Origin of the sequence: Gluconobacter vitians, from assembly GCF_015244565.1 — a bacterium.
GTDB classification, from domain to species: Bacteria; Pseudomonadota; Alphaproteobacteria; order Acetobacterales; family Acetobacteraceae; genus Gluconobacter; species Gluconobacter vitians.
The window spans coordinates 182,248-200,562 of sequence record NZ_JABCQG010000005.1; the positions used below are offsets into that span (position 1 = coordinate 182,248).

Sequence of the window (18,315 nt, forward strand, 5' to 3'; positions counted from 1 at the left end):
GGAGCCCGGCCTGCCGCCGGGCTGATCAGGGCTGGCCGGGAACGTTCCGCAGGAAGGCTACGCTTTCCACACAGGCAGCGGCGGCTTCGCGGCCCTTATTCTCGGCATCCTTGCGGGAGCGGTCCACGGCCTGCTGTTCGGTGTAGGTCGTGAGGATTCCAAAGGCGATCGGCACTTCGGTGGCAAGCTGGGCCTGCATGATGCCGATGGTCGCGCCCAGCGAGATGAACTCGAAATGCGCGGTGTCACCCTTGATGACGCAGCCGAGGCAGATCACGCCTTCATACTTGCCGGACTTCGCCAGACGCTGTGCCAGAAGCGGCAGTTCGAAAGCGCCGGGCGCGTCATAAACGTCCACATCCGTGATGCCGCGTTCTTCCAGCCATTCGAGCGAACCGTTCTTCAGGCCGCCTGTGATGTTCGTGTTGAAGCGGCTGACCACGATGGCCATTTTCGGCGCGGGCGAGAGACGCAGGTCGGGGGCTACGGGGATGTGCTTGCTCATGCCGGCTGTTCCTGAAGGAAATGGCCCATCCGCGTGCGTTTGGTCGCAAGATAGGCGCGGTTGAAAGGATTGGCCTCGATTTCCAGCCGTTCGCTGGATTTCACGTCAAAGCCGAAGCGGACCAGGTTGGATTCCTTGTCCGGATTGTTTGTCAGAAGGCGGAGCGAGTTCACGCCCAGATGGCGCAGCAGGTCGGCTGCCGCATCCCATTCACGGGCATCGGCGGGCAGTCCGAGGGCTTCATTGGCCTCCACCGTGTCCATGCCATGATCCTGAAGTTCGTAGGCGCGGATCTTGTTGGCCAGTCCGATCCCGCGTCCTTCATGGCCCCGCAGATAGACCAGCACGCCGGATTCCGACGCCGAAATCCGCTCCAGCGCCTCACGGAGCTGCGCGCCGCAGTCACAGCGCAGGGAGCCGAGCGCATCGCCGGTCACGCACTCCGAATGCAGCCGCACCAGAGGCACGCCCTTGGACGGATCGCCCTTCACCAGCGCAACATGCTCCACACCATCGACAGCGCGGAAGGCATGGATGCGCAGATCGTGGCCACCGAAGATGCTTGGCAGGGCGGATTCGGCCACCATTTCGCCAGCGGCCGGGACGGGCGTGCAGATCAGGTCATGGCCTGCGACAGGACCACGGCCATGCTCGCGGCACCAGTCCTGAAGGTCTGCGATGCTGACCACGGGCATGTTGTGTTTGGCGGCATATTTCCGAAGTTCCGGCAGGCGCATCATGCTGCCGTCATCGGCCATGATTTCGCAGATCACGCCTGCGGGTTCCAGCCCGGCCAGCCGCGCAATGTCAATGGAGCCTTCGGTATGGCCATTGCGGCCCAGAACGCCTTCCGGATGGGCGCGGAGCGGGAAGATATGCCCCGGCGAGACGACATCGTCCGGCGTGGCCGCCGGATTGGCCGCGACGACGATCGTACGGGCGCGGTCGGCGGCGGAAATGCCGGTCGTCACACCTGTTGCCGCTTCGATCGAAACCGTGAAGGCCGTGCCGCGCGGGTCGCGGTTGCGTGTGACCATGGGCGGCAGGCCAAGACGGTCCACCTGTTCGGCTTCCAGCGGCAGGCAGACCAGCCCGCGCGCCTCGCGGACCATGAAGTTGATGGCTTCCGGCGTGGCGAACTGCGCCGCCATGACCAGATCGCCTTCGTTCTCACGGTTCTCGTCATCGACCATGACGACCATGCCGCCGGCGCGGATGGCCTCGATGGCCGCTTTCAGGGACGGCTTCATGATGCGGCCTTTGCAAGACTGGGCGAGAACCGCAGCAGGTTCTCGACATATTTGGAGAGCACATCGACTTCCACATCCATCCGGTCCCCGACCGACAGCGTGGAGAGGTTGGTGTGTTCCCAGGTGTGCGGAATGATCGTCAGGCCAACTTCGAAACCGGCCTGATTGCCACGGATGATGTCATCATGCAGTTCGTTCACCGTCAGACTGATGCCGTCGAAGGTGATGGAACCCTTTTCCACGACATACTGGCGCAGGGCCTGTGGGACGAAGGCGCGCAGGGCATAGGAATCGCCCGCTTTTTCAACGCTGGCGAGGGTCGCCACGCCATCCACATGGCCCTGCACGATATGGCCCGAAAGCCGCGTGCTGGCGGCGACGGCGCGTTCCAGATTGACGCGTGATCCGGGCTTGAGCTGGTCCAGCGGGGTGCGGGACAGGGTTTCGCCACTGAGATGGAACGTCGCCACGCCTGCTGAATCGAAAGTCTCGACTGTTAGACACACGCCGTTGACCGCCACGCTCTCGCCGAGTTCCAGATCAGGAAAGCCGGTCTCCACGGTCAGATCCATCGCTTTGGCACGGACGGAAGCGGAGCGGACGGTTCCCAGACGCTCTATGATTCCAGAGAACATGCGTTTTCCCTCAGCAGTCGCAGCGGGCTCTCGTCCCGCGATTTCAGGTCGATGCGGTCAGAGTCCGCAGTTTTGTGACCCGCAGTTTTGTGAATGGTGAGCCAGTCGTCCCACAGGCCGGCTTCAGCCACGGATGCCAGCAAGGCCGGACCGGCCTCGATCATCGCCCAGTTCACGCCCCGCTCCGCCAGCATGGCGGGAACGGAGAGCAGATCGGAGCTGGTGAGAACTTCGAACCCGGCTTCCGTCATTTCGGAAACCCAGTCTGCCGGAAGGCGCCCGTGGCGGTCGCAGACGACGAGCAGGCGCGGCGAACGGCCTTCATGATCCGCGACATGCCGGACCGTGAAGCGTGGGCGGTCTGCCAGAACGGTGCCGACACCGGTGATGATCGCATCCGTCGCCCGGCGCAGGCGATGCGCGAGGGTGAGCGAGTCCGGGGATGTGAATGTTTTCTGTCCCGGCGGCGGCACCATGGAGCCCTGTTCATCCAGCGCCTGTTTGACGCTGATCCAGGGACGGTGCCGCACGACGCGGCTTGCGAAAGGGGCCAGAAGGGCGCGGCAGTCCCGTGCCAGATCGGCCATGTCCGACCGGTCGGCCAGCATGACCACGCGCTTTCCACCCGGCATTTCGCGCAGTCGCGTCGCACCACCGGCGGCCTGCGGGTTGGGATCGGCCGCACCGATCCAGATCTCGCGGACCGGGCTGTTGCGCAGGGCCTCGCTGCATGGCGGGGTACGCCCGGTATGATTGCACGGCTCCAGCGTCACGAGGGCCACGCGCGCCTGATCCAGCACACCTGCCGCCCGGGCCTGCGCCAGAGCCATGGCTTCGGCATGAGGCTGTCCAACGCGCGGATGAACGCCAACCGTCAGGATACGACCGCCCGCATCCAGCAGTGCACAGCCCACAGACGGGTTGGGTGCCGTAGCGCCGAAAGTGTCGACAGCCTGCGCGATGGCCGAATGAAAGCCATGGCGGATCGCGGTCAGCGAAACTGTGTCGGAAAGGGTAGTCTGGTCAGCCAAGTTGCGTCTTCTGGTCCCGTTACAGTCGGGACGCCCGCAAGGCGCACGCCGCCCTCAGCCGATACGGAATACAGGCCGGGTAACAAGTACCCGAACCTGTCCGTCACCGGACAAGTGCTGCGTTCTCTTCCATCCGGACTCTAACCGTCGGCTCCGGAGTCTCACCGGATCTGCTTGTCCCTTCCGGACTGAAATCCGGAAAGCGCTCGCGGGCTGAGGCGGAGAAATCCGCCAATACCGCCGGTGGGGAATTTCACCCCGCCCTGAGAACGTCTTTGTTCAAAGGAAACTATGAAACTGTCTGTGGACGAAAGACAAGCAAAAATCCGCGTACTCCCGTTCACCGGAGTGGGAGGTCTGTCCCTGAAGCACAGGCAGGTGAGGATTTTCACACAAAAAAAGCCGCCGGTCAGGGGACCGGCGGCTCTGAAAACCCTGATGGAACTGAGCAGACCTCAGTTCGGAGAGGCGTTCGTGTTGCGCTGGATGGCGTCCTGCGAAGCATTGGCGCCACGGGCGACGTCATGTCCGACAGAGCTGACATCTTGACCGGCGCCGCGCACGGTGTTGCAGGCCGAGAGCGTGACGCCAGCGCCGGACAGCAGAGCCAGGGACAGGGCGATGCGTGCAATGGACTTGGTGGACATAGGTAAAAATCCTCTAGAGAGCGTTTTGCCTTGTAAACGACACCTGACGACAATGGTTCACGGCAGGAAAAGGAAATTTTCTTTCAGGTAATCGCCCTGTCAGCCCCAAAAAAGACTTAAATATTATCCTGACGGGCGCCAATCTGAACGAACCGCGCTGTTATGCGCTTTGTAACATATCTTTCCCTTGCCGTGAGGATCCATGTCCAGCTCCCACAACCGCCCTGCCATCGTCTGGTTTCGGGACGATCTGCGCATGGCAGACCATCCTGCCCTGCATGAGGCAGCCGCCTCCGGCCGTCCTCTGATCTGTCTCTATATTGTTGATGACGTCACCCCGGCCCTCCATCCACTCGGGGCAGCTGTCCGCTGGTGGCTTCACGGTGCGCTGGCAGAGCTGCGGGGACAGCTTGAAAAGCACGGCGGCGCCCTGCTGACGCTTTCGGGATCAGCGGAAAAGCTGGTTCCCCAGCTTGCGAAACAGGCGGATGCCGCTTCGGTCCACTGGCATCATCGGCTGCATGAACGCGAGCGGGCGCAGGATGGCCAGATCCGGAAGGCGCTGGAGCAGCAGGGCTGTGAGGTAAAGGCACACTGGGGCACGGTACTGGTCGATCCGGAGGCTGTGCAGACGAAGCAGGGCGGATTCTACAAAATCTGCGGCTCATTCTGGAAAGCGCTCCAGACCCAGGCCGTTCCGGAACCGCTCGACGCGCCGCACAGACTATCCTTTCATGCCATTCCAAAATCCATGATGTCGGATGCGCGCCTGAACGAGGAAGACCTCTGCCCGCATGCGCCGGACTGGGCGGAAGGTTTCCGCAAAACATGGGAGCCGGGCGAGGCCGAGGGGCAGGAGCATCTTCAGGATTTCCTCAAGGATGCCGTCGCGGACTATCCGAGGGGGCGGGACCGGGTGGCCGAAGAAGGGACGTCGCGCCTGTCGCCTTATCTGGCTTCCGGCGCGGTGTCGCCCCGGCAGGTCTGGGCGGCGCTTCAGAAGCATGGCGCACATACGGAGGGACCGCGGATTTTTCTATCGGAGCTCGGCTGGCGGGAGTTTGCCCGCTATACGCTGTATCATCTGCCGAAACTGCCGTTTGAAAATCTCAGCCCCAAGTTTACCGGAATGCACTGGCGCAAAAGTGCTGCCGATCTGAAGGCCTGGCAGCGTGGGCAGACGGGGGTGCCGATCGTGGATGCCGGGATGCGTCAGCTCTGGCAGACCGGCTGGATGCATAACAGGGCGCGCATGATCGTGGGCTCTTTCCTGACAAAGCATCTGCTGATCGACTGGAAAGAAGGTGATGCCTGGTTCCGCGACACGCTGGTGGATGCGGATTTCGCCAATAACGCCATGAACTGGCAGTGGGTGGCCGGCACGGGCATCGAGGCCACGCCGTTCTTCCGGATTTTCAATCCCACGCGACAGGCCGAGAAGTTCGATCCGGACGGCGACTATATCCGTCAGTGGGTGCCGGAACTGCGGCGTCTATCCGGCAAGGCCCTGTTCGAGCCCTGGGCAGCAAAGGACGAAGAACTGGAAAAAGCGGGTGTCAGGCTCGGGAAGTCCTATCCCCGCCCGATCGTTGACCTCAAGGAAGGGCGGGATCGCGCCCTTCAGGCCTTCAGGAGTCTCTGAACTCCCGAAACTCCGGCCCCTTTCTTAAGAAGGGGCCGGAAAAGACGGATCAGAGACCGCCGTTCAGGAAGTTGTTAACGTCACCACGGGTCTTGTTCCCGAGATTGTTGACGCGGTCACGCTGCTGCTGCAGACGCTGGGTCTGCTGGTCACGCATGTTGGTCAGTCTGGACTGCTCGTTGTTGATCTGGTTCTGCAGACGGGCCTTCTGGTTGGCCGGAGCGTTCGCATACTTGTCCTTCAGATCCTGCAGACGCTTTTCACGGGCGGCCTGCGCTTCCTGGGACTGCTTCTGGTAGTTCTGGACCCGGCTGTTCAGGCAGTCTTCCCGCTGGGCCAGACGTCCGATGACATCGTTCTGGCCGTTCTGCTGGCAGTTGCTTGCAGCCGTGGTGTCAGCGGCGTGAGCCTGCGGTGCAAGGGAAACCGCTCCGGCAATCAGTCCGGCAGCAAGCATCGAGCGGGAAAAAAAGGTGAAGTTCATAAAATCTCCTGTAAACGGATCAGTAAATCAGAGCACGCCCTGATGGCGGGAATGTGGCCCCTGCGAACAGCGGGCTATTCCATGCCTTCGGCGATCGTCGATATCCGTTCGGGCATCAGTAACGTGATATGGGTAATGCTTCTGATACTGATAAGTTTCTCTTTTTTGAACGCGCTGAGGATCCGGCTGACTGTTTCAATAGTGAGTCCGAGATAATCCGCAATGTCGGTGCGCGGCATCGGAAGGTCGAGTTCGACCGGACGGGTGGGGTCGGGCCGGTCCAGATGGGTGCAGCGTTCGATCAGGAAAGTGGCCACCCGCTCACGGGCGGTTTTGCGTCCCAGAAGCGTCATGCGGGCCTGCATCAGGGCCAGCTCGCGGGAGGCCTCCTCGCGCAGACGGTGTTCAAGGCTGGGGAAGCGTTCGGTCAGGCGCTGCATGCCGGCATGGGGAAAGCGGCACAGCGTGGCGCTGCCCAGGGCTTCGGCGCCAAAAGCGTAGCTGGTGGACGCCGCAAGCCCAAGGAAGTCTCCGCCTTCCGCAAAGCCGGTAATCTGGCGCCGGCCATCCGGAAGCAGGGTGAAGAGCTTGACCCTTCCACCCGTCACGACAAAGAAATCATGGGCCGGCGCACCCTCTTCTATAAAGGACCGGCCGTCAGCGACTGTCATGCGGGAAGACTCGTTGGCAAGAACGGCCAGATCGCAGTCATCAATGCTGTTGCAGATACTCAGACGACGGCCCACGCAATGGGCGCATCGATCATGGACATCCTCCGGACTATGTGACGCTGACATGATGAACCCCGTTTCCGTTGCGCTGACCTCGGCCTGAAGACTTTCAGCCACACTACCACAGAATTTACCAGACTTGATTCAGGTCAAGGTGATGGGTGGGGAGGAGTGCTTTGTGAGGCTCAACGAATGTTGATGGAACTTCCAGATGAAATTTAACGCTTTTGCGCTGGCTGCCGCAGTCGGTGTTGTTGCAACTCCGGCGTTTGCCCAGACGGTCCCTGCCCAGACCGCCCCGGCAACTGCTCCTGCTGCCCCTCAGGTCATGGTCAGTGCTCCCATGACGGCGGCTCCGGTGCCTTCCGTGAACATCCATGCGCCGGCTTCGGGTCGCTGCGGCCTGTTCCAGACCTGCGCCAACACGCGCATCGGACTCGGCAAGGGCGACTTCATCGTCCGTCTGTCCGCTCTCGGCGTCCTGCCGGAAGACCGTGACAGCAGCCTGTCCCTGAACGGCGCCCATCTTGGTGGCCGCGTGAAGACGACGCGTCAGGTCATGCCGGAACTGACGTTCGAATATTTCTTCACGGACAACCTGTCGGTTGACCTGATCGCCGCCAGCACCCGTCACGAGATCGCCGCTGAAGGCGTTCCGGGTCTGGGCAAGGTCGATGTCGGCAGCGCCTGGGTTCTGCCGCCGACGGTCACGTTCGCCTGGCATTTCCGTCCGCACAAGCGCTTCAACCCGTATGTGGGTGTCGGCGCGACGCTGGCATGGTTCCACAACGTGTCTCCGGCCGGTGGCCCGCTCACGCAGAAGCTCAATGTGGGTGTGACCGGTGGCCCGTCCGTCAATGTCGGTTTCGACTATCAGGTCGTCGGCAACTGGTTCTTCAACTTCGACGTGAAGCAGATGTTCATGCGTGTCCATGCCTGGGCCCAGGACAGTGCCGAAACCACGAAGATCACGGCGCATGATTCCCTCGACCCGACCGTCGTCGGCGCAGGTATCGAATACCGCTTCTGATCTTCAGATCAGGACCCGGACATCAAAAAAGCGGCTCTTCTCCGGAAGGGCCGCTTTTTTGCGTTTTTGTGGCAATCTCATAAAACTTTTGCAATGCGATCATTCGGGAAGTGCAAAAGTCCCTTCGTTTCCGTATGTGACATCTGGCGTCCTGCCATGAGCATGGTAAGACCGTCTGCCATGAAAACGTCCGAGTGATGGCCGACATATCATTCTCCAGACGTTTCGGGCGAAACGGGGCGTCTGTCCTGACAGAATTACGGGGTTGTCTATCAGAATGCGCGTTTCACGCGTCGGCGCGCTGGCCATAGGCCTGCTATGCCTGGCCATTCTTGTCGTTGTCATCATGCGGCTCCATACGCCACATTCCGCCGGTATTGCGGTTGCGCCACCTATGGTGAGCCAGTCAAACGGCAATCTGGTCGTGAGACAGGACAGTCCTCTCGAAAAACGACTGAGCATCCAGACGGTTGCAAGCGTCTCGCAGACGCATGGACTGGTCCTGCCAGCGCAGGTCATGACCGAGCCGGACCGTCAGGTGAACATCCTTGCCCCCGCGACCGGACGGATCACGGGCGTGAATGTCCATCTGGGTGAGCGCGTGCATCGCGGACAGGTCCTCGCCACGATTGCCGCAGGCGATCTGGATCAGGCCTGGGCGGATGACACCCGTGCCCGCGCCACTCTCGATTTCGCCCGTCGTGCCTATGCCCGTGCGCAGGGCGTGCAGGCGATTGGCGGCAATGCCGTCAAGGACCTTGAATCCGCGCGCAACGATCTGGCTCAGGCCCAGGCGGAAGCCGAGCGGACGCAGCGCAGGCTTCAGGTTCTGGGCGCGCGTCCGGGCTATTCTGCGCAGGGACAGGCTCCGCTCGTCTCTCCGGTGGATGGTGTCGTGTCCATGACGACCATGGCTGTGGGTGAGAATATTACTGATTCCACCGCCATTCAAATGACCGTTCTGGACCTGTCGGAAGTCTGGATTGCCGCAGCCATCCCGCAGGACGAACTGGCCCGCCTGAACGGCGCCAATGTACTGAAGGTCAGTTTCGATGACTTTCCGGGCCGGAGCTGTGAGGGGCGGGTCGTCAGCTTTGACCCCGGGCTGCATCCCGACACGCGACGGGTCAATGCCTACCTTGCCTGCCCGAACACGGATGGGGCGCTGCGTCCGGGCATGTTCCTGAACGCGACGCTCGATGTGCCGCAGGACGCGGATGTCATCGTCCCCAAGACCGCCCTGCTCATGAACAATGACCGCGTCTCCGTTTTCGTGGAGACGGCTCCGCATACCTTCCGCCGTCGTGATGTGATCATCAGCTACGATGAAGGTGACGACGTCCGGGTGCTTGAAGGACTCTCCGCCGGTGAACGCGTGGTGACCAGTGGTGCCATTCTCCTGAATGATGACTGATCCGGCGGCCCTGACGTGATGATCGCACGTTTCATCTCCTGGTGCTTCAACCACCGGAACATCGTTTTCTTTTCCGCCCTGATTCTGGCGCTTCTCGGTGGTCTTTCATGGAAGATCCTGCCGGTCGAGGCCTATCCGGATCTGGGCTCGGTCAGTGTATTGATCACGACCCAGCAGGAGGGGCTGGCGTCAGAAGAAATGGAGCAGCAGGTCACGATCCCGCTCGAGCGGACACTGGCCAGCGTTCCGGGCGTGACGGACAGCCGCTCCACCAGCACCTTCGGCCTGTCGCTGATCACGCTGATCTTTCGTGAAGGCACGAATGTCTACGCAGCGCGTCAGCTCGTGGAAACGCAACTTGCCAACAACCCGCTGAATAACGGCGCGATGCCATCGCTTGGGCCGATTTCCGGCCCAAGCGGCGAGATCTATCGCTACACGCTGGAATCCGACGACAAGAACCTGATGGAGCTGTCCGATCTCCAGCACTGGACCGTCATTCCCGCGATCCAGCACGTGCCCGGCGTCGTCAATGTGAACAATTTCGGTGGCCTGACACGCGAATACCAGCTCGTTCTCGATCCGGCCTCCCTGATGCGCTACCACGTTGGCCTTGAGGACGTGCTGACAGCCATCCGCAACAGCAACGTCAATGCCGGTGGCGGCCGCGTCAGCCGGGGCGAGCAGTCCTACATCATCCGCGGGATCGGCATGATCCATACGCTGGACGACATGGGCAATATCGTCGTCGCCAGCCACGGCGGCGTGCCGGTTTTCGTCAGGGATCTGGGGCAGGTCCAGTTCGGGCATCAGGTCCGTCAGGGCATTCTGGGCAAGGACAAGAATCCGGATACCATCGAAGGCGTGGTGACGATGCTGAGCGGGGAAAACCCCTCGCTCGTGCTCGACGGCCTTCACAGCACGGTAGCCAAGCTCCAGCAGCAGCTCGCCCCGAGCCATGTCCGCATCGTGCCGTATATGGACCGTGACCATCTGGTTCTGTCCACGACCCACAAGGTCACGGAAACGATGATCGAGGGCATTCTCCTCGTCGGCGTGATCCTGACCCTGTTCCTCGGCAGCCCCCGCAGTGCCGTCGTCACCGCCGTGACAATCCCGCTCGCGCTGTCGGTCGTGTTTGTGCTGATGCACAGCTTTGGCATGTCGGCGAACCTCTTCTCGCTCGGCGCCATCGATTTCGGCGTGATCGTGGATGGTGCGATCGTCATCACCGAGACGATCCTCCGCATCCGCGAGGAGCGCCCGACCGAGGCGCTCGTTCCGTCCGAAGTCCTGCCCGTCGCCCAGCGCGCGGGACGGGCGATCTTCTCGTCCACGCTCGTCATCATCGTGGCCTACAGCCCGCTCTTCGCCTTCGAGGGCAGTGAGGGCAAGCTGTTCCGCCCGATGGCCTATACTGTCAGCTTCGCACTGCTGGGCGCGCTGCTCTGCGCCCTGACGCTCATTCCGTCCCTGACCTATCTGGCCCTGCACAAGCCCAGGCACATCTGGCACAACCGGCCGCTGGAATGGCTGCATGCGCGTTACACGCACTGGCTCGGCCATTTCATTGACCGTCCGCTGATCGCCTATGGTGCCGGTGCTGCGGCCATGGTCGCGGTCGTGATCCTTGGGGCGACGATTGGCCGTGAGTTCCTTCCTGATCTGGACGAGGGGTCACTCTGGCTTCAGGTGCAGATGCCGACAGGGATTTCGCTGGAAAAAGGCGAGTCCATCGCCAACGAACTGCGGCATGCCGTCCGTGAATTCCCCGAGACATCCTACGCCATCACGCAGCTTGGCCGCTCGGATGACGGCACCGATCCGTGGACACCGTCGCATATCGAAATGCCGGTCGGGCTTAAACCCTATGACCAGTGGCCATCCGGCGAGACGAAAGCGCAGTTCGTCGAACGTCTGCGCGAGCGTCTTTCCCGGATTCCGGGCATCGACTTTGGCATCAGCCAGCCGATCCAGGATAATATGAGCGATCTGGTCGGCGGTGCGCACAGCCCGCTCGTCCTGCGCGTCTATGGCAACGATTTCCAGGAACTGCGCCGCATCGGCCAGCAGATCGTGGATATTCTTCATCAGGTTCCGGGAACGGCCGAGGCGTCGATCTTCCAGGAGCCCCGCATCCCGCAGATTGACGTGGTGGCCGACCGTCTGGCCGCGGCCCGTTACGGCATCAACATCTCGGATATCTCCGACGTGGTGTCGAACGCCATCGGCGATGCACCCATCACGACCGTCTATGTGGATGACCGCTTTTACAACGCGACGCTGCATATCCGCCGCAAGGATCTGCAGGACATGCAGGCCCTGTCGCAGATTCCGCTTCTGGATGCGGAAGGGGCCTATATCCCGCTGTCGCAGGTCGCGCATGTCGGACTGCATATGGGCGAGAGCAACATTGCCCATGAGATGAGCCATCGCCAGATCACCATCCGCGTGGATAACGGCAAGCGGCCGCTATCGCAGTATCTGGCGGATGCTCAGGGCCGCATTGACCAGCAGCTGCATTACGACAAGGAAAAATACACGCTCGAATGGGCCGGCTCTTTCCAGCAGGAAGAGCGGGCCCAGAAGCGCCTGATGATTGCGCTGGGTGTGATGTTCGCCGTCATGCTGGTGCTGCTGTTCGCCGAGTTCCGCAAGATCCGTCAGGCCCTGCTGATCCTCAGCGTCGTGCCACTGGCGACGCTGGGTGGCCTGATCGCGCTGCATGTCCGGGGTGAGACGCTGAACATCGCGACCGCCGTGGGCTTTATCGCGCTGTTCGGCGTGGCGGTGCAGAACGGCATTATCATGATCGCCAGCATCAACCGTCATCGTGTCGAAGGTCTGGGCGTGCGCGATGCGACCATCGCCGGTGCGGCCGAACGCTTCCGCCCGGTCCTGATGACGGCCATGGTCGCAACAGCAGGCATGTTCCCCGCAGCGCTCGCCACGGGCGTGGGCACGGACGTGCAGCGCGGTCTGGCAACGGTCGTAGTGGGCGGTCTGGGCATTGCCACGCTGCTGACGCTGTTCGCGCTGCCGGTCTATTTCAGCGAGCTTGAAATGTGGGTTGAACGCCGGGATGCGAAGAAGCACCCGAAAGCTTCCACCGAGGGAGCAGGATCATGATGCTGCGTGATGTTCCCTTCCGCCGGGCTGCGCTCCTGCTGGGCCTGACCGCGCTTTCGGCCTGTGCGGTCGGCCCGGATTTCCATCGTCCGGATATGCCGAAAAACATGGCCTATCAGGGCACGCCGCTGAAACCGACCTCCGGGCATGGCACGACCGGGGCTTCCGTGCCTCAGCAGTTCCAGTCCGGCGTGGATATTCCGGGCCAGTGGTGGACAGTGTTCGGCAATCCGAACCTGAATGCGCTCGTCGATCAGGCATTGGCGAACAACCAGTCCCTGCGCGCCATGCAGCAGGGGCTGAAATCCGCCTGGGAGCAGCGCCGGATCGAGGGCGCAGGGCTGTATCCGACGCTGTCTGCCTCGTTCAATCCGACACGCAACAAGACGTCGCGCGTCTACTCGCCGATCCCGAACGCCAATGTCTGGCTGTACAACGTCCATACCGCGCAGCTGAACATCGGCTATGTGCCGGATCTGTGGGGCGGCACGCGCAGGGCGATCGAGGCAGCCGGTGCGCAGGCCGATCTGCAGAAGTTCCAGCTTGAGGCCACCGCGCTGACGATGATTTCCGATCTCGTGAATGCGACGATTGAGGAAGCCACGATCCGCGCCGAAATCGACGCCACCCATGAGCTCATCCGCAGCCAGCGGGGTGTCCTGAAGACGGTGACGGCCGAGCAGGGGATCGGCAATGCATCGCGGCAGGACATGACCCAGCAGATGGCATCCGTTGCCCAGCTGGAAGGCACCTTGCCCGGTCTTGAGCTGCAACTGGCCCAGACCCGGGACCAGATGGCTGTCCTGGTCGGCGTGACCCCCAACACGCCACTGCCCGAGTTCCGGCTTGAGCAGTTCACCCTGCCGAAAACGCTTCCCGTCTCGCTGCCCTCGGACCTGCTGAACCAGCGGCCTGACATCCGCGCCGCGCAGGCGCAGATCCAGTCTGCCAGCGCGCAGATCGGCGTGGCCATCGCCAACCGTCTGCCGAACGTGCAGCTCAGTGCCACACCGGCGCAGGCGGTCGGGGTGATGAGTGACTTCTTCAAGCCCGGCTATGGCAACTGGACGATTGCCGCAACCGTCATGCAGCCGATTTTCCAGGGTGGTTCGCTCCTGCATGCCGAGCGTCAGGCGCGCGACAACCTGCTTCAGGCCAACGAGACCTATAAGGCCACCGTTCTGTCCGCGATTCAGGACGTGGCAGACAGTCTGCATGCCGTGACCTTTGATGCGGATGCGATGACGGCCAGCGAGGCCACGCTGAAAGCCACGTCGCAGAGCCTGAAGATTGCTCAGGGGCAGCTTCGTCTTGGCGATGTCAGTGAACTGGTCATGCTTCAGGCGCAGCAGACCGATGCGCAGGCGCGTCTGGCCTATGTGCAGGCCGAAGGCGCGCGGTTCTCCGACAGTGTGGGGCTGTTTCAGGCTCTGGGTGGCGGCTGGTGGAACCGTAATGACATGGGCATGACCCCGGCGGCACAGAAGTCGCTCGGGAAGTCACTGCTGCCTTGGTGAGGCTCAGGGCTCTGCCCTGAAACCCGCCAAAGGCCGGGGGCCTTTGGAAACCGTTTCATTGGAATCGGGATCAAAGGGACTGAGTCCCTTTGCGGGGTCTGGGGCAGAGCCCCTGACAGGCTGACCTGACCCTTCGCAAAATCAGATCAGCCCGATACGCTTCTTACGGACGCGGTGCGTAAATCGCGCTCAGGCGATCCGGTGTGCCTTCGATGCGCTCCAGATGCGGGTAACGCAGACCGTCATGATAAGGGATGGAGACCGTGCTGACATGGTCGCCGGACTTCACGATCAGGCGGATGTCCTGCTTCGGATCCTTCTGCGCGTCCGTGACGGCATGGAGCAGACGCTGCGGCGTGAAGCTCATGTCGTTGACGGCCAGGATCGTCATGCCCGGAACCACGCCTGCCTTGAAGGCGGGGCTCATCCAGTGTTCACGTCCCACATGTCCGGCGCCAGTTACAGTCAGGCCGAGGGAGAAGGACAGGTCCGTGGCATGGCGGGCGGCTTCGCTGGCTTTGATGAAGGAGGTCGGCTTGGACGTGTAGACCAGCTTGTATCCGCCATTGGTCAGGCCATCGAGCGGCGCGTGCGGCTGGATCGTGTCCAGACGGTCATGCAGGAACTTCGCCCAGTCATAGGGCTGCACGCTGTTGAGCGTCGCGACCACATCGTCGAACTGATAGGGGCTGACGACAAAGCTGCCGCTGTTCGTGCCGAAGAACGCCTTGGCAAAATCATCCAGAGACTTGTGACCGTCCGACAGCTTGCGGATCAGCGCATCGGCATCCAGCCAGACGAGCTGGCCTTCGACGTAATAGTCTTCCGAACGCTGCCAGTCGCGCCATGAGAGCGGCGCGCGCTGGGCAATGACCGGATCGTTCGTCGTGTCTTCCAGCGGGCGCCACTGACGGCCCGTCTGGTTGTCATAGGACGCCGCCATATAGGCCAGGGCTTCGAAGCCCTGATCCTTGGTCACGAGACCCGAACGTGCAGCAAGAACATTGCCCCAGTACTGCGTCTGCCCTTCATACACCCAGAGTAGGGAGCCACGCTGTGGCGTGTTGAAGTTCGGCGCCCACATATCGGCCGGACGGCGATACTTGCCGTTCCAGGAATGGGTGTATTCATGGGCCAGCAGGTCGCGGGTGGGGAATGTCTTGTCCCATTCCGTGAAATAGCCCGGAGCCGCGCTGTTCTCGCTGGACTGGTGATGCTCAAGGCCAATGCCACCCAGTTCTTCCGTCAGGGCCAGCAGGAAGTCGTAATGGTCATAATGATGCGAGCCGAATAGCGACGTGGCCTGACGCACGAGATTCTGGTGAGCGGCAACCTGCTGTGGCGTGGCATCCAGCGAGTCCGGCTCATCCGCCACGACATCCAGCGAAACCGGAACATGGTCCGGGCCGGTCAGGTCGAACTTGCGGAAATAGCGCCCGGCATAGATCGGTGAATCCACGAGCGTATTGAAGGTCGTGGCGTTGAAATGCGTCTCGTCGCCATAGGTGGCGGCACGAAGAGCCGAGCCGATCTGCCAGCCATGCGGCACGCGCACGGAGGGCTGCACCGGAATGTCGCGGGTGAAGTATCCGGCCGGGTAAAGCGAGACCTGGTCCCACTGCACGTTGACGATGGATGGCGTCATGACGATCCGGCCCATACCCGGCGCAATCGGGGTCATAAGCTGGAAATGCAGATCCAGGCTCGGCGTGCTGCTGGAGACCGGGATGTGGAAGGCGGCGACGTTAACCGTATCGCGCTTCCAGTTCAGTGTACGGCCACCGCTCTGCACGCGCAGGCTGGCGAACTGTTCGATGACGCCCGTCGGGGAATGGTCGCCGGGGATCCACATTGGATACAGAAGGACCATCTCGCCCTTCTGCTGCGCCTCTTTCGGCACCGGAACCGTCTCATGGATGGACATAACGTGATGGACCGTATCGGTCGCATCGACCGAAACCGTCAGGCTGCCTGGGAAAGGGTGGTCCTGCGGTTCCGGGACGGGAGCCGGCATGGGCAGCGGCATGGGCTGGGTCTGGGCAAGCGCAGGAGAGACCAGACCGCTGAAAGCCGTCAGGGCGGCCAGAAGGCGCAGAGAGGACATGGGATATTCCGCCTGTAGATCAAATGACTTCAAGCCCTACTGGCCTGATCTATCTGAGTAAGGCAAGATGTTCCTTTACAAAGGAGAAACCTGATCCATACTCGATAACAAGATTGAGTATTGCTCAAAAATGGCTTTTGAAAGGTTTCCGAAATGAAAGTGGCAGTTTGCCTCATAGTTCGAGATGAAGAAAAAGATATACTAGAGTGGATATCATATTATAATTTAATCGGATTTGATTGTCAGATTATATTTGATAATAAATCGTCTGATAAAACCGCCGGTATAATTAAAAAAGCTTCAGAAAAAATAAATATAATATATAATTACTTTCCTCACGACAGGCATCACTGTCAAAATGCCGCTTATGAAGAGGCAATCCAAAGGTATAGGAATGATTTTGACTGGATAGCTTTTTTTGATTCTGATGAATTTTTTTCAATTAACGATGGTACTCCTCTAAAGGTGTGGCTTGCCGACTTTGAAGCGGCATCAGCAATCGGGGTTAATTGGGCAATTTATGGTTCATCAGGGCATGAAGATTACCCGCCAGGTCTTGTAACTGAAAATTTTCTTCGTCGGGCGCCGCAAAATTTTGGTGATAACAAACATGTTAAGTCAATTGTCCGACCGGAACGCGTTCGCCGCTGCTTGAACCCTCATGCCTTTGAATTAGAGAATATGTGGTCTGATGGATATCGGGACACGGCCAACCGCAAAATCGAATGGCTTGTTCTTCCTGAAACGGGAACTCTGCTTCCAGGAGTAGTCTCTGGGGATGCAGACTGGTCCACAGCCCGAGTTAATCATTATTTCACAAGGTCATTTGCTCACTGGAAAAGAAAGCTGGAACGAGGATATTTTGATGAAGAGGCACTCAGGAAAATTGAACAGTTTAAGCATTTTGATAGAAATGAGATACTTGATGAATCAATGAAAAAATACTCTACATATATCAGTAGAAAAATTTCTGAACTAGAAAATTTATTCTAGGACAGATTGTTCCATAAAGAGGAAATTCAAATGAGTAAAAAATACTGTGACCTTGGAATAGCAATTACAACCTATTCAAGAAAAGAAATGGTCTGTAATTTATTGAAGAGGATAAGAGCTCTGACGACAGGAGATTATGAGGTTGTAGTTTGTGATGACGGTTCTTCAGATGGTACTGTAGAAGAGCTACAGAAAATGGGAGTGAAAGTTTTAGGGGGAAAAAATAAAGGAATTGCTTGGAATAAAAATAGAGGCCTTTTCTATTTCCAGAATATCTGCAGAGCAAAAAGTGTCATACTTCTTGATGACGATGTTTGGCCTGAGGTTGCTGGGTGGGAACAGGAATGGATTTTGGCCGCGTCCCGTGTTGGGCACATAAATTATGTCCCTGCCAGCTATGAACGCTATTCACCGGTACGTCCCATGACAGCACTGGACCTTGGGGTGGGTCCTTCAGTAGGTGGAATGATTCTCGCACAAACGACGGATGCCTTGGCATGTGTAGGTTATATGGATACCCGGTTTGGTCGTTATGGTCATGAACACAGTGATTTTTCCATTCGTTTTCTCCGCGCAGGTTTCGGTGGACTTCGGTGCCGGGTCGGAGATGAAATGCATAATCGCTTCTATCTCCTTGATAGTGGTGTAAAAATTCTTGATGCAGTTAGCTTTTCCTCTACGGAAGACCTTGAAGCAAATGCAAAACTCCTGAATGAACTTCAGAAAGAACCAATTTATCGCTCTCCATGGTCTAATGAAGACGAGATGAAAGAATTTCTTGCTGAATTTGGAAAGGGATTTTCAGAGATGAATAATCCGCCATTTAGTGGTAAGACTTTCGATATAAATAATTACTTTGAAAAGCACCCTGACGTTTATAATAGTGGATGGGATGCTTTTGCGCATTATGTTGAGAATGGAATTAAGGAAGGAAGAGAATTATAATTAATTATCAATTAATAGATATAACAGAATAAACAATTATTTTTTTTGATTATGCGCGCATTCTTATCCTTCCGGAAAGAAAGCGCGCATTTAATTCCAAAATTTTCTGATAATTTTTCGTTTTTATTTGACTAGGGCCTGATAGCACTTGAAACACTTCCCATATTATAGGGATGGAAGAAGGAGACGGAACAGGCACTTTTACGGACGAGACATGGGCGATCTGGGAGCCTCTGATTGAAGCGGTTCGCCCACGAG

Annotated in this window: 15 protein-coding genes and 1 riboswitch; of the genes, 7 read left to right on the top strand and 8 right to left on the bottom strand. The window is 59.4% G+C overall.

Annotation, left to right across the window (positions count from 1 at the left end; translation table 11 throughout):
- Nucleotides 1–25 precede the first annotated feature (25 nt).
- The 5 genes from ribH to HKD24_RS06035 form a co-directional block, all read right to left on the bottom strand.
- The gene (ribH, locus tag HKD24_RS06015; RefSeq protein WP_041111496.1) at nt 26–505 is read right to left on the bottom strand and encodes a 6,7-dimethyl-8-ribityllumazine synthase; all 480 of its coding nucleotides are present in this window, start codon (nt 503–505) and stop codon (nt 26–28) included.
- Complete coding sequence (ribB, locus tag HKD24_RS06020) at nt 502–1,755, bottom strand: 3,4-dihydroxy-2-butanone-4-phosphate synthase (RefSeq protein WP_194259448.1); 1,254 nt, start codon at nt 1,753–1,755, stop codon at nt 502–504. Before ribB ends, ribH begins: the two co-directional genes overlap by 4 nt.
- Nucleotides 1,752–2,390 carry a riboflavin synthase gene (locus tag HKD24_RS06025; RefSeq protein WP_194259449.1) on the bottom strand — a complete coding sequence of 213 codons (639 nt, stop codon included), beginning with the start codon at nt 2,388–2,390 and terminating at the stop codon, nt 1,752–1,754. The genes ribB and HKD24_RS06025 overlap by 4 nt, the downstream gene beginning before the upstream one ends.
- Entirely contained in the window at nt 2,372–3,421 is a 1,050-nt protein-coding gene (gene ribD / locus HKD24_RS06030; protein ID WP_228124198.1) for a bifunctional diaminohydroxyphosphoribosylaminopyrimidine deaminase/5-amino-6-(5-phosphoribosylamino)uracil reductase RibD, read from the bottom strand. Before ribD ends, HKD24_RS06025 begins: the two co-directional genes overlap by 19 nt.
- Before the next feature lie 117 nt (nt 3,422–3,538).
- A riboswitch (FMN riboswitch) is annotated at nt 3,539–3,696 on the bottom strand.
- 180 nt (nt 3,697–3,876) lie between these two features.
- Nucleotides 3,877–4,068 carry an entericidin A/B family lipoprotein gene (locus tag HKD24_RS06035; RefSeq protein ID WP_194259450.1) on the bottom strand — a complete coding sequence of 64 codons (192 nt, stop codon included), beginning with the start codon at nt 4,066–4,068 and terminating at the stop codon, nt 3,877–3,879.
- Between the two features lie 202 nt (nt 4,069–4,270).
- Here HKD24_RS06035 and HKD24_RS06040 point away from each other — a divergent pair, with 202 nt between their 5' ends.
- Nucleotides 4,271–5,710 carry a cryptochrome/photolyase family protein gene (locus HKD24_RS06040; protein WP_194259451.1) on the top strand — a complete coding sequence of 480 codons (1,440 nt, stop codon included), beginning with the start codon at nt 4,271–4,273 and terminating at the stop codon, nt 5,708–5,710.
- Nucleotides 5,711–5,759: 49 nt separating this feature from the next.
- Here the strand turns inward: HKD24_RS06040 and HKD24_RS06045 are convergent, their stop codons facing one another.
- Both HKD24_RS06045 and HKD24_RS06050 read right to left on the bottom strand, forming a co-directional pair.
- Nucleotides 5,760–6,194, bottom strand: a complete 435-nt coding sequence (locus tag HKD24_RS06045; RefSeq protein WP_194259452.1) for a hypothetical protein — start codon at nt 6,192–6,194, stop codon at nt 5,760–5,762.
- 74 nt (nt 6,195–6,268) lie between these two features.
- On the bottom strand, nt 6,269–6,865 hold the full coding sequence (locus HKD24_RS06050) for a Crp/Fnr family transcriptional regulator (protein WP_194259475.1): 597 nt from the start codon (nt 6,863–6,865) through the stop codon (nt 6,269–6,271).
- 271 nt (nt 6,866–7,136) lie between these two features.
- Here HKD24_RS06050 and HKD24_RS06055 point away from each other — a divergent pair, with 271 nt between their 5' ends.
- The 4 genes from HKD24_RS06055 (at nt 7,137) to HKD24_RS06070 (ending at nt 14,015) form a co-directional block, all read left to right on the top strand.
- Nucleotides 7,137–7,955, top strand: coding sequence for an OmpW/AlkL family protein (locus tag HKD24_RS06055; RefSeq protein ID WP_194259453.1), 819 nt, complete (start codon nt 7,137–7,139; stop codon nt 7,953–7,955).
- A gap of 277 nt (nt 7,956–8,232) precedes the next feature.
- Nucleotides 8,233–9,369: an efflux RND transporter periplasmic adaptor subunit gene (locus tag HKD24_RS06060; protein WP_194259454.1), complete on the top strand. Its 1,137-nt coding sequence runs from the start codon at nt 8,233–8,235 to the stop codon at nt 9,367–9,369.
- Between the two features lie 18 nt (nt 9,370–9,387).
- The gene (locus HKD24_RS06065) at nt 9,388–12,498 is read left to right on the top strand and encodes an efflux RND transporter permease subunit (protein ID WP_194259476.1); all 3,111 of its coding nucleotides are present in this window, start codon (nt 9,388–9,390) and stop codon (nt 12,496–12,498) included.
- A complete protein-coding gene (locus HKD24_RS06070) occupies nt 12,495–14,015 on the top strand; it encodes an efflux transporter outer membrane subunit (RefSeq protein ID WP_194259455.1) in 1,521 nt (506 codons plus the stop codon). The genes HKD24_RS06065 and HKD24_RS06070 overlap by 4 nt, the downstream gene beginning before the upstream one ends.
- Before the next feature lie 163 nt (nt 14,016–14,178).
- Here HKD24_RS06070 and HKD24_RS06075 read toward each other — a convergent pair whose 3' ends face one another.
- Nucleotides 14,179–16,119: a M61 family metallopeptidase gene (locus HKD24_RS06075; protein WP_194259456.1), complete on the bottom strand. Its 1,941-nt coding sequence runs from the start codon at nt 16,117–16,119 to the stop codon at nt 14,179–14,181.
- 153 nt (nt 16,120–16,272) lie between these two features.
- Here HKD24_RS06075 and HKD24_RS06080 point away from each other — a divergent pair, with 153 nt between their 5' ends.
- Complete coding sequence (locus tag HKD24_RS06080; protein ID WP_194259457.1) at nt 16,273–17,112, top strand: glycosyltransferase family 92 protein; 840 nt, start codon at nt 16,273–16,275, stop codon at nt 17,110–17,112.
- Between the two features lie 30 nt (nt 17,113–17,142).
- A complete protein-coding gene (locus tag HKD24_RS06085; RefSeq protein ID WP_194259458.1) occupies nt 17,143–18,057 on the top strand; it encodes a glycosyltransferase family 2 protein in 915 nt (304 codons plus the stop codon).
- Nucleotides 18,058–18,315: the final 258 nt, after the last annotated feature.

Bases quoted from the DNA above. Each gene is read 5' to 3' on its own strand.
- ribH (WP_041111496.1), bottom strand. From the start codon at position 505: ATGAGCAAGCACATCCCCGTAGCCCCCGACCTGCGTCTCTCGCCCGCG.
- ribB (WP_194259448.1), bottom strand. From the start codon at position 1,755: ATGAAGCCGTCCCTGAAAGCGGCCATCGAGGCCATCCGCGCCGGCGGC.
- HKD24_RS06025 (WP_194259449.1), bottom strand. From the start codon at position 2,390: ATGTTCTCTGGAATCATAGAGCGTCTGGGAACCGTCCGCTCCGCTTCC.
- HKD24_RS06035 (WP_194259450.1), bottom strand. From the start codon at position 4,068: ATGTCCACCAAGTCCATTGCACGCATCGCCCTGTCCCTGGCTCTGCTG.
- HKD24_RS06040 (WP_194259451.1), top strand. From the start codon at position 4,271: ATGTCCAGCTCCCACAACCGCCCTGCCATCGTCTGGTTTCGGGACGAT.
- HKD24_RS06045 (WP_194259452.1), bottom strand. From the start codon at position 6,194: ATGAACTTCACCTTTTTTTCCCGCTCGATGCTTGCTGCCGGACTGATT.
- HKD24_RS06050 (WP_194259475.1), bottom strand. From the start codon at position 6,865: ATGACAGTCGCTGACGGCCGGTCCTTTATAGAAGAGGGTGCGCCGGCC.
- HKD24_RS06055 (WP_194259453.1), top strand. From the start codon at position 7,137: ATGAAATTTAACGCTTTTGCGCTGGCTGCCGCAGTCGGTGTTGTTGCA.
- HKD24_RS06060 (WP_194259454.1), top strand. From the start codon at position 8,233: ATGCGCGTTTCACGCGTCGGCGCGCTGGCCATAGGCCTGCTATGCCTG.
- HKD24_RS06065 (WP_194259476.1), top strand. From the start codon at position 9,388: ATGATCGCACGTTTCATCTCCTGGTGCTTCAACCACCGGAACATCGTT.
- HKD24_RS06070 (WP_194259455.1), top strand. From the start codon at position 12,495: ATGATGCTGCGTGATGTTCCCTTCCGCCGGGCTGCGCTCCTGCTGGGC.
- HKD24_RS06075 (WP_194259456.1), bottom strand. From the start codon at position 16,119: ATGTCCTCTCTGCGCCTTCTGGCCGCCCTGACGGCTTTCAGCGGTCTG.
- HKD24_RS06080 (WP_194259457.1), top strand. From the start codon at position 16,273: ATGAAAGTGGCAGTTTGCCTCATAGTTCGAGATGAAGAAAAAGATATA.
- HKD24_RS06085 (WP_194259458.1), top strand. From the start codon at position 17,143: ATGAGTAAAAAATACTGTGACCTTGGAATAGCAATTACAACCTATTCA.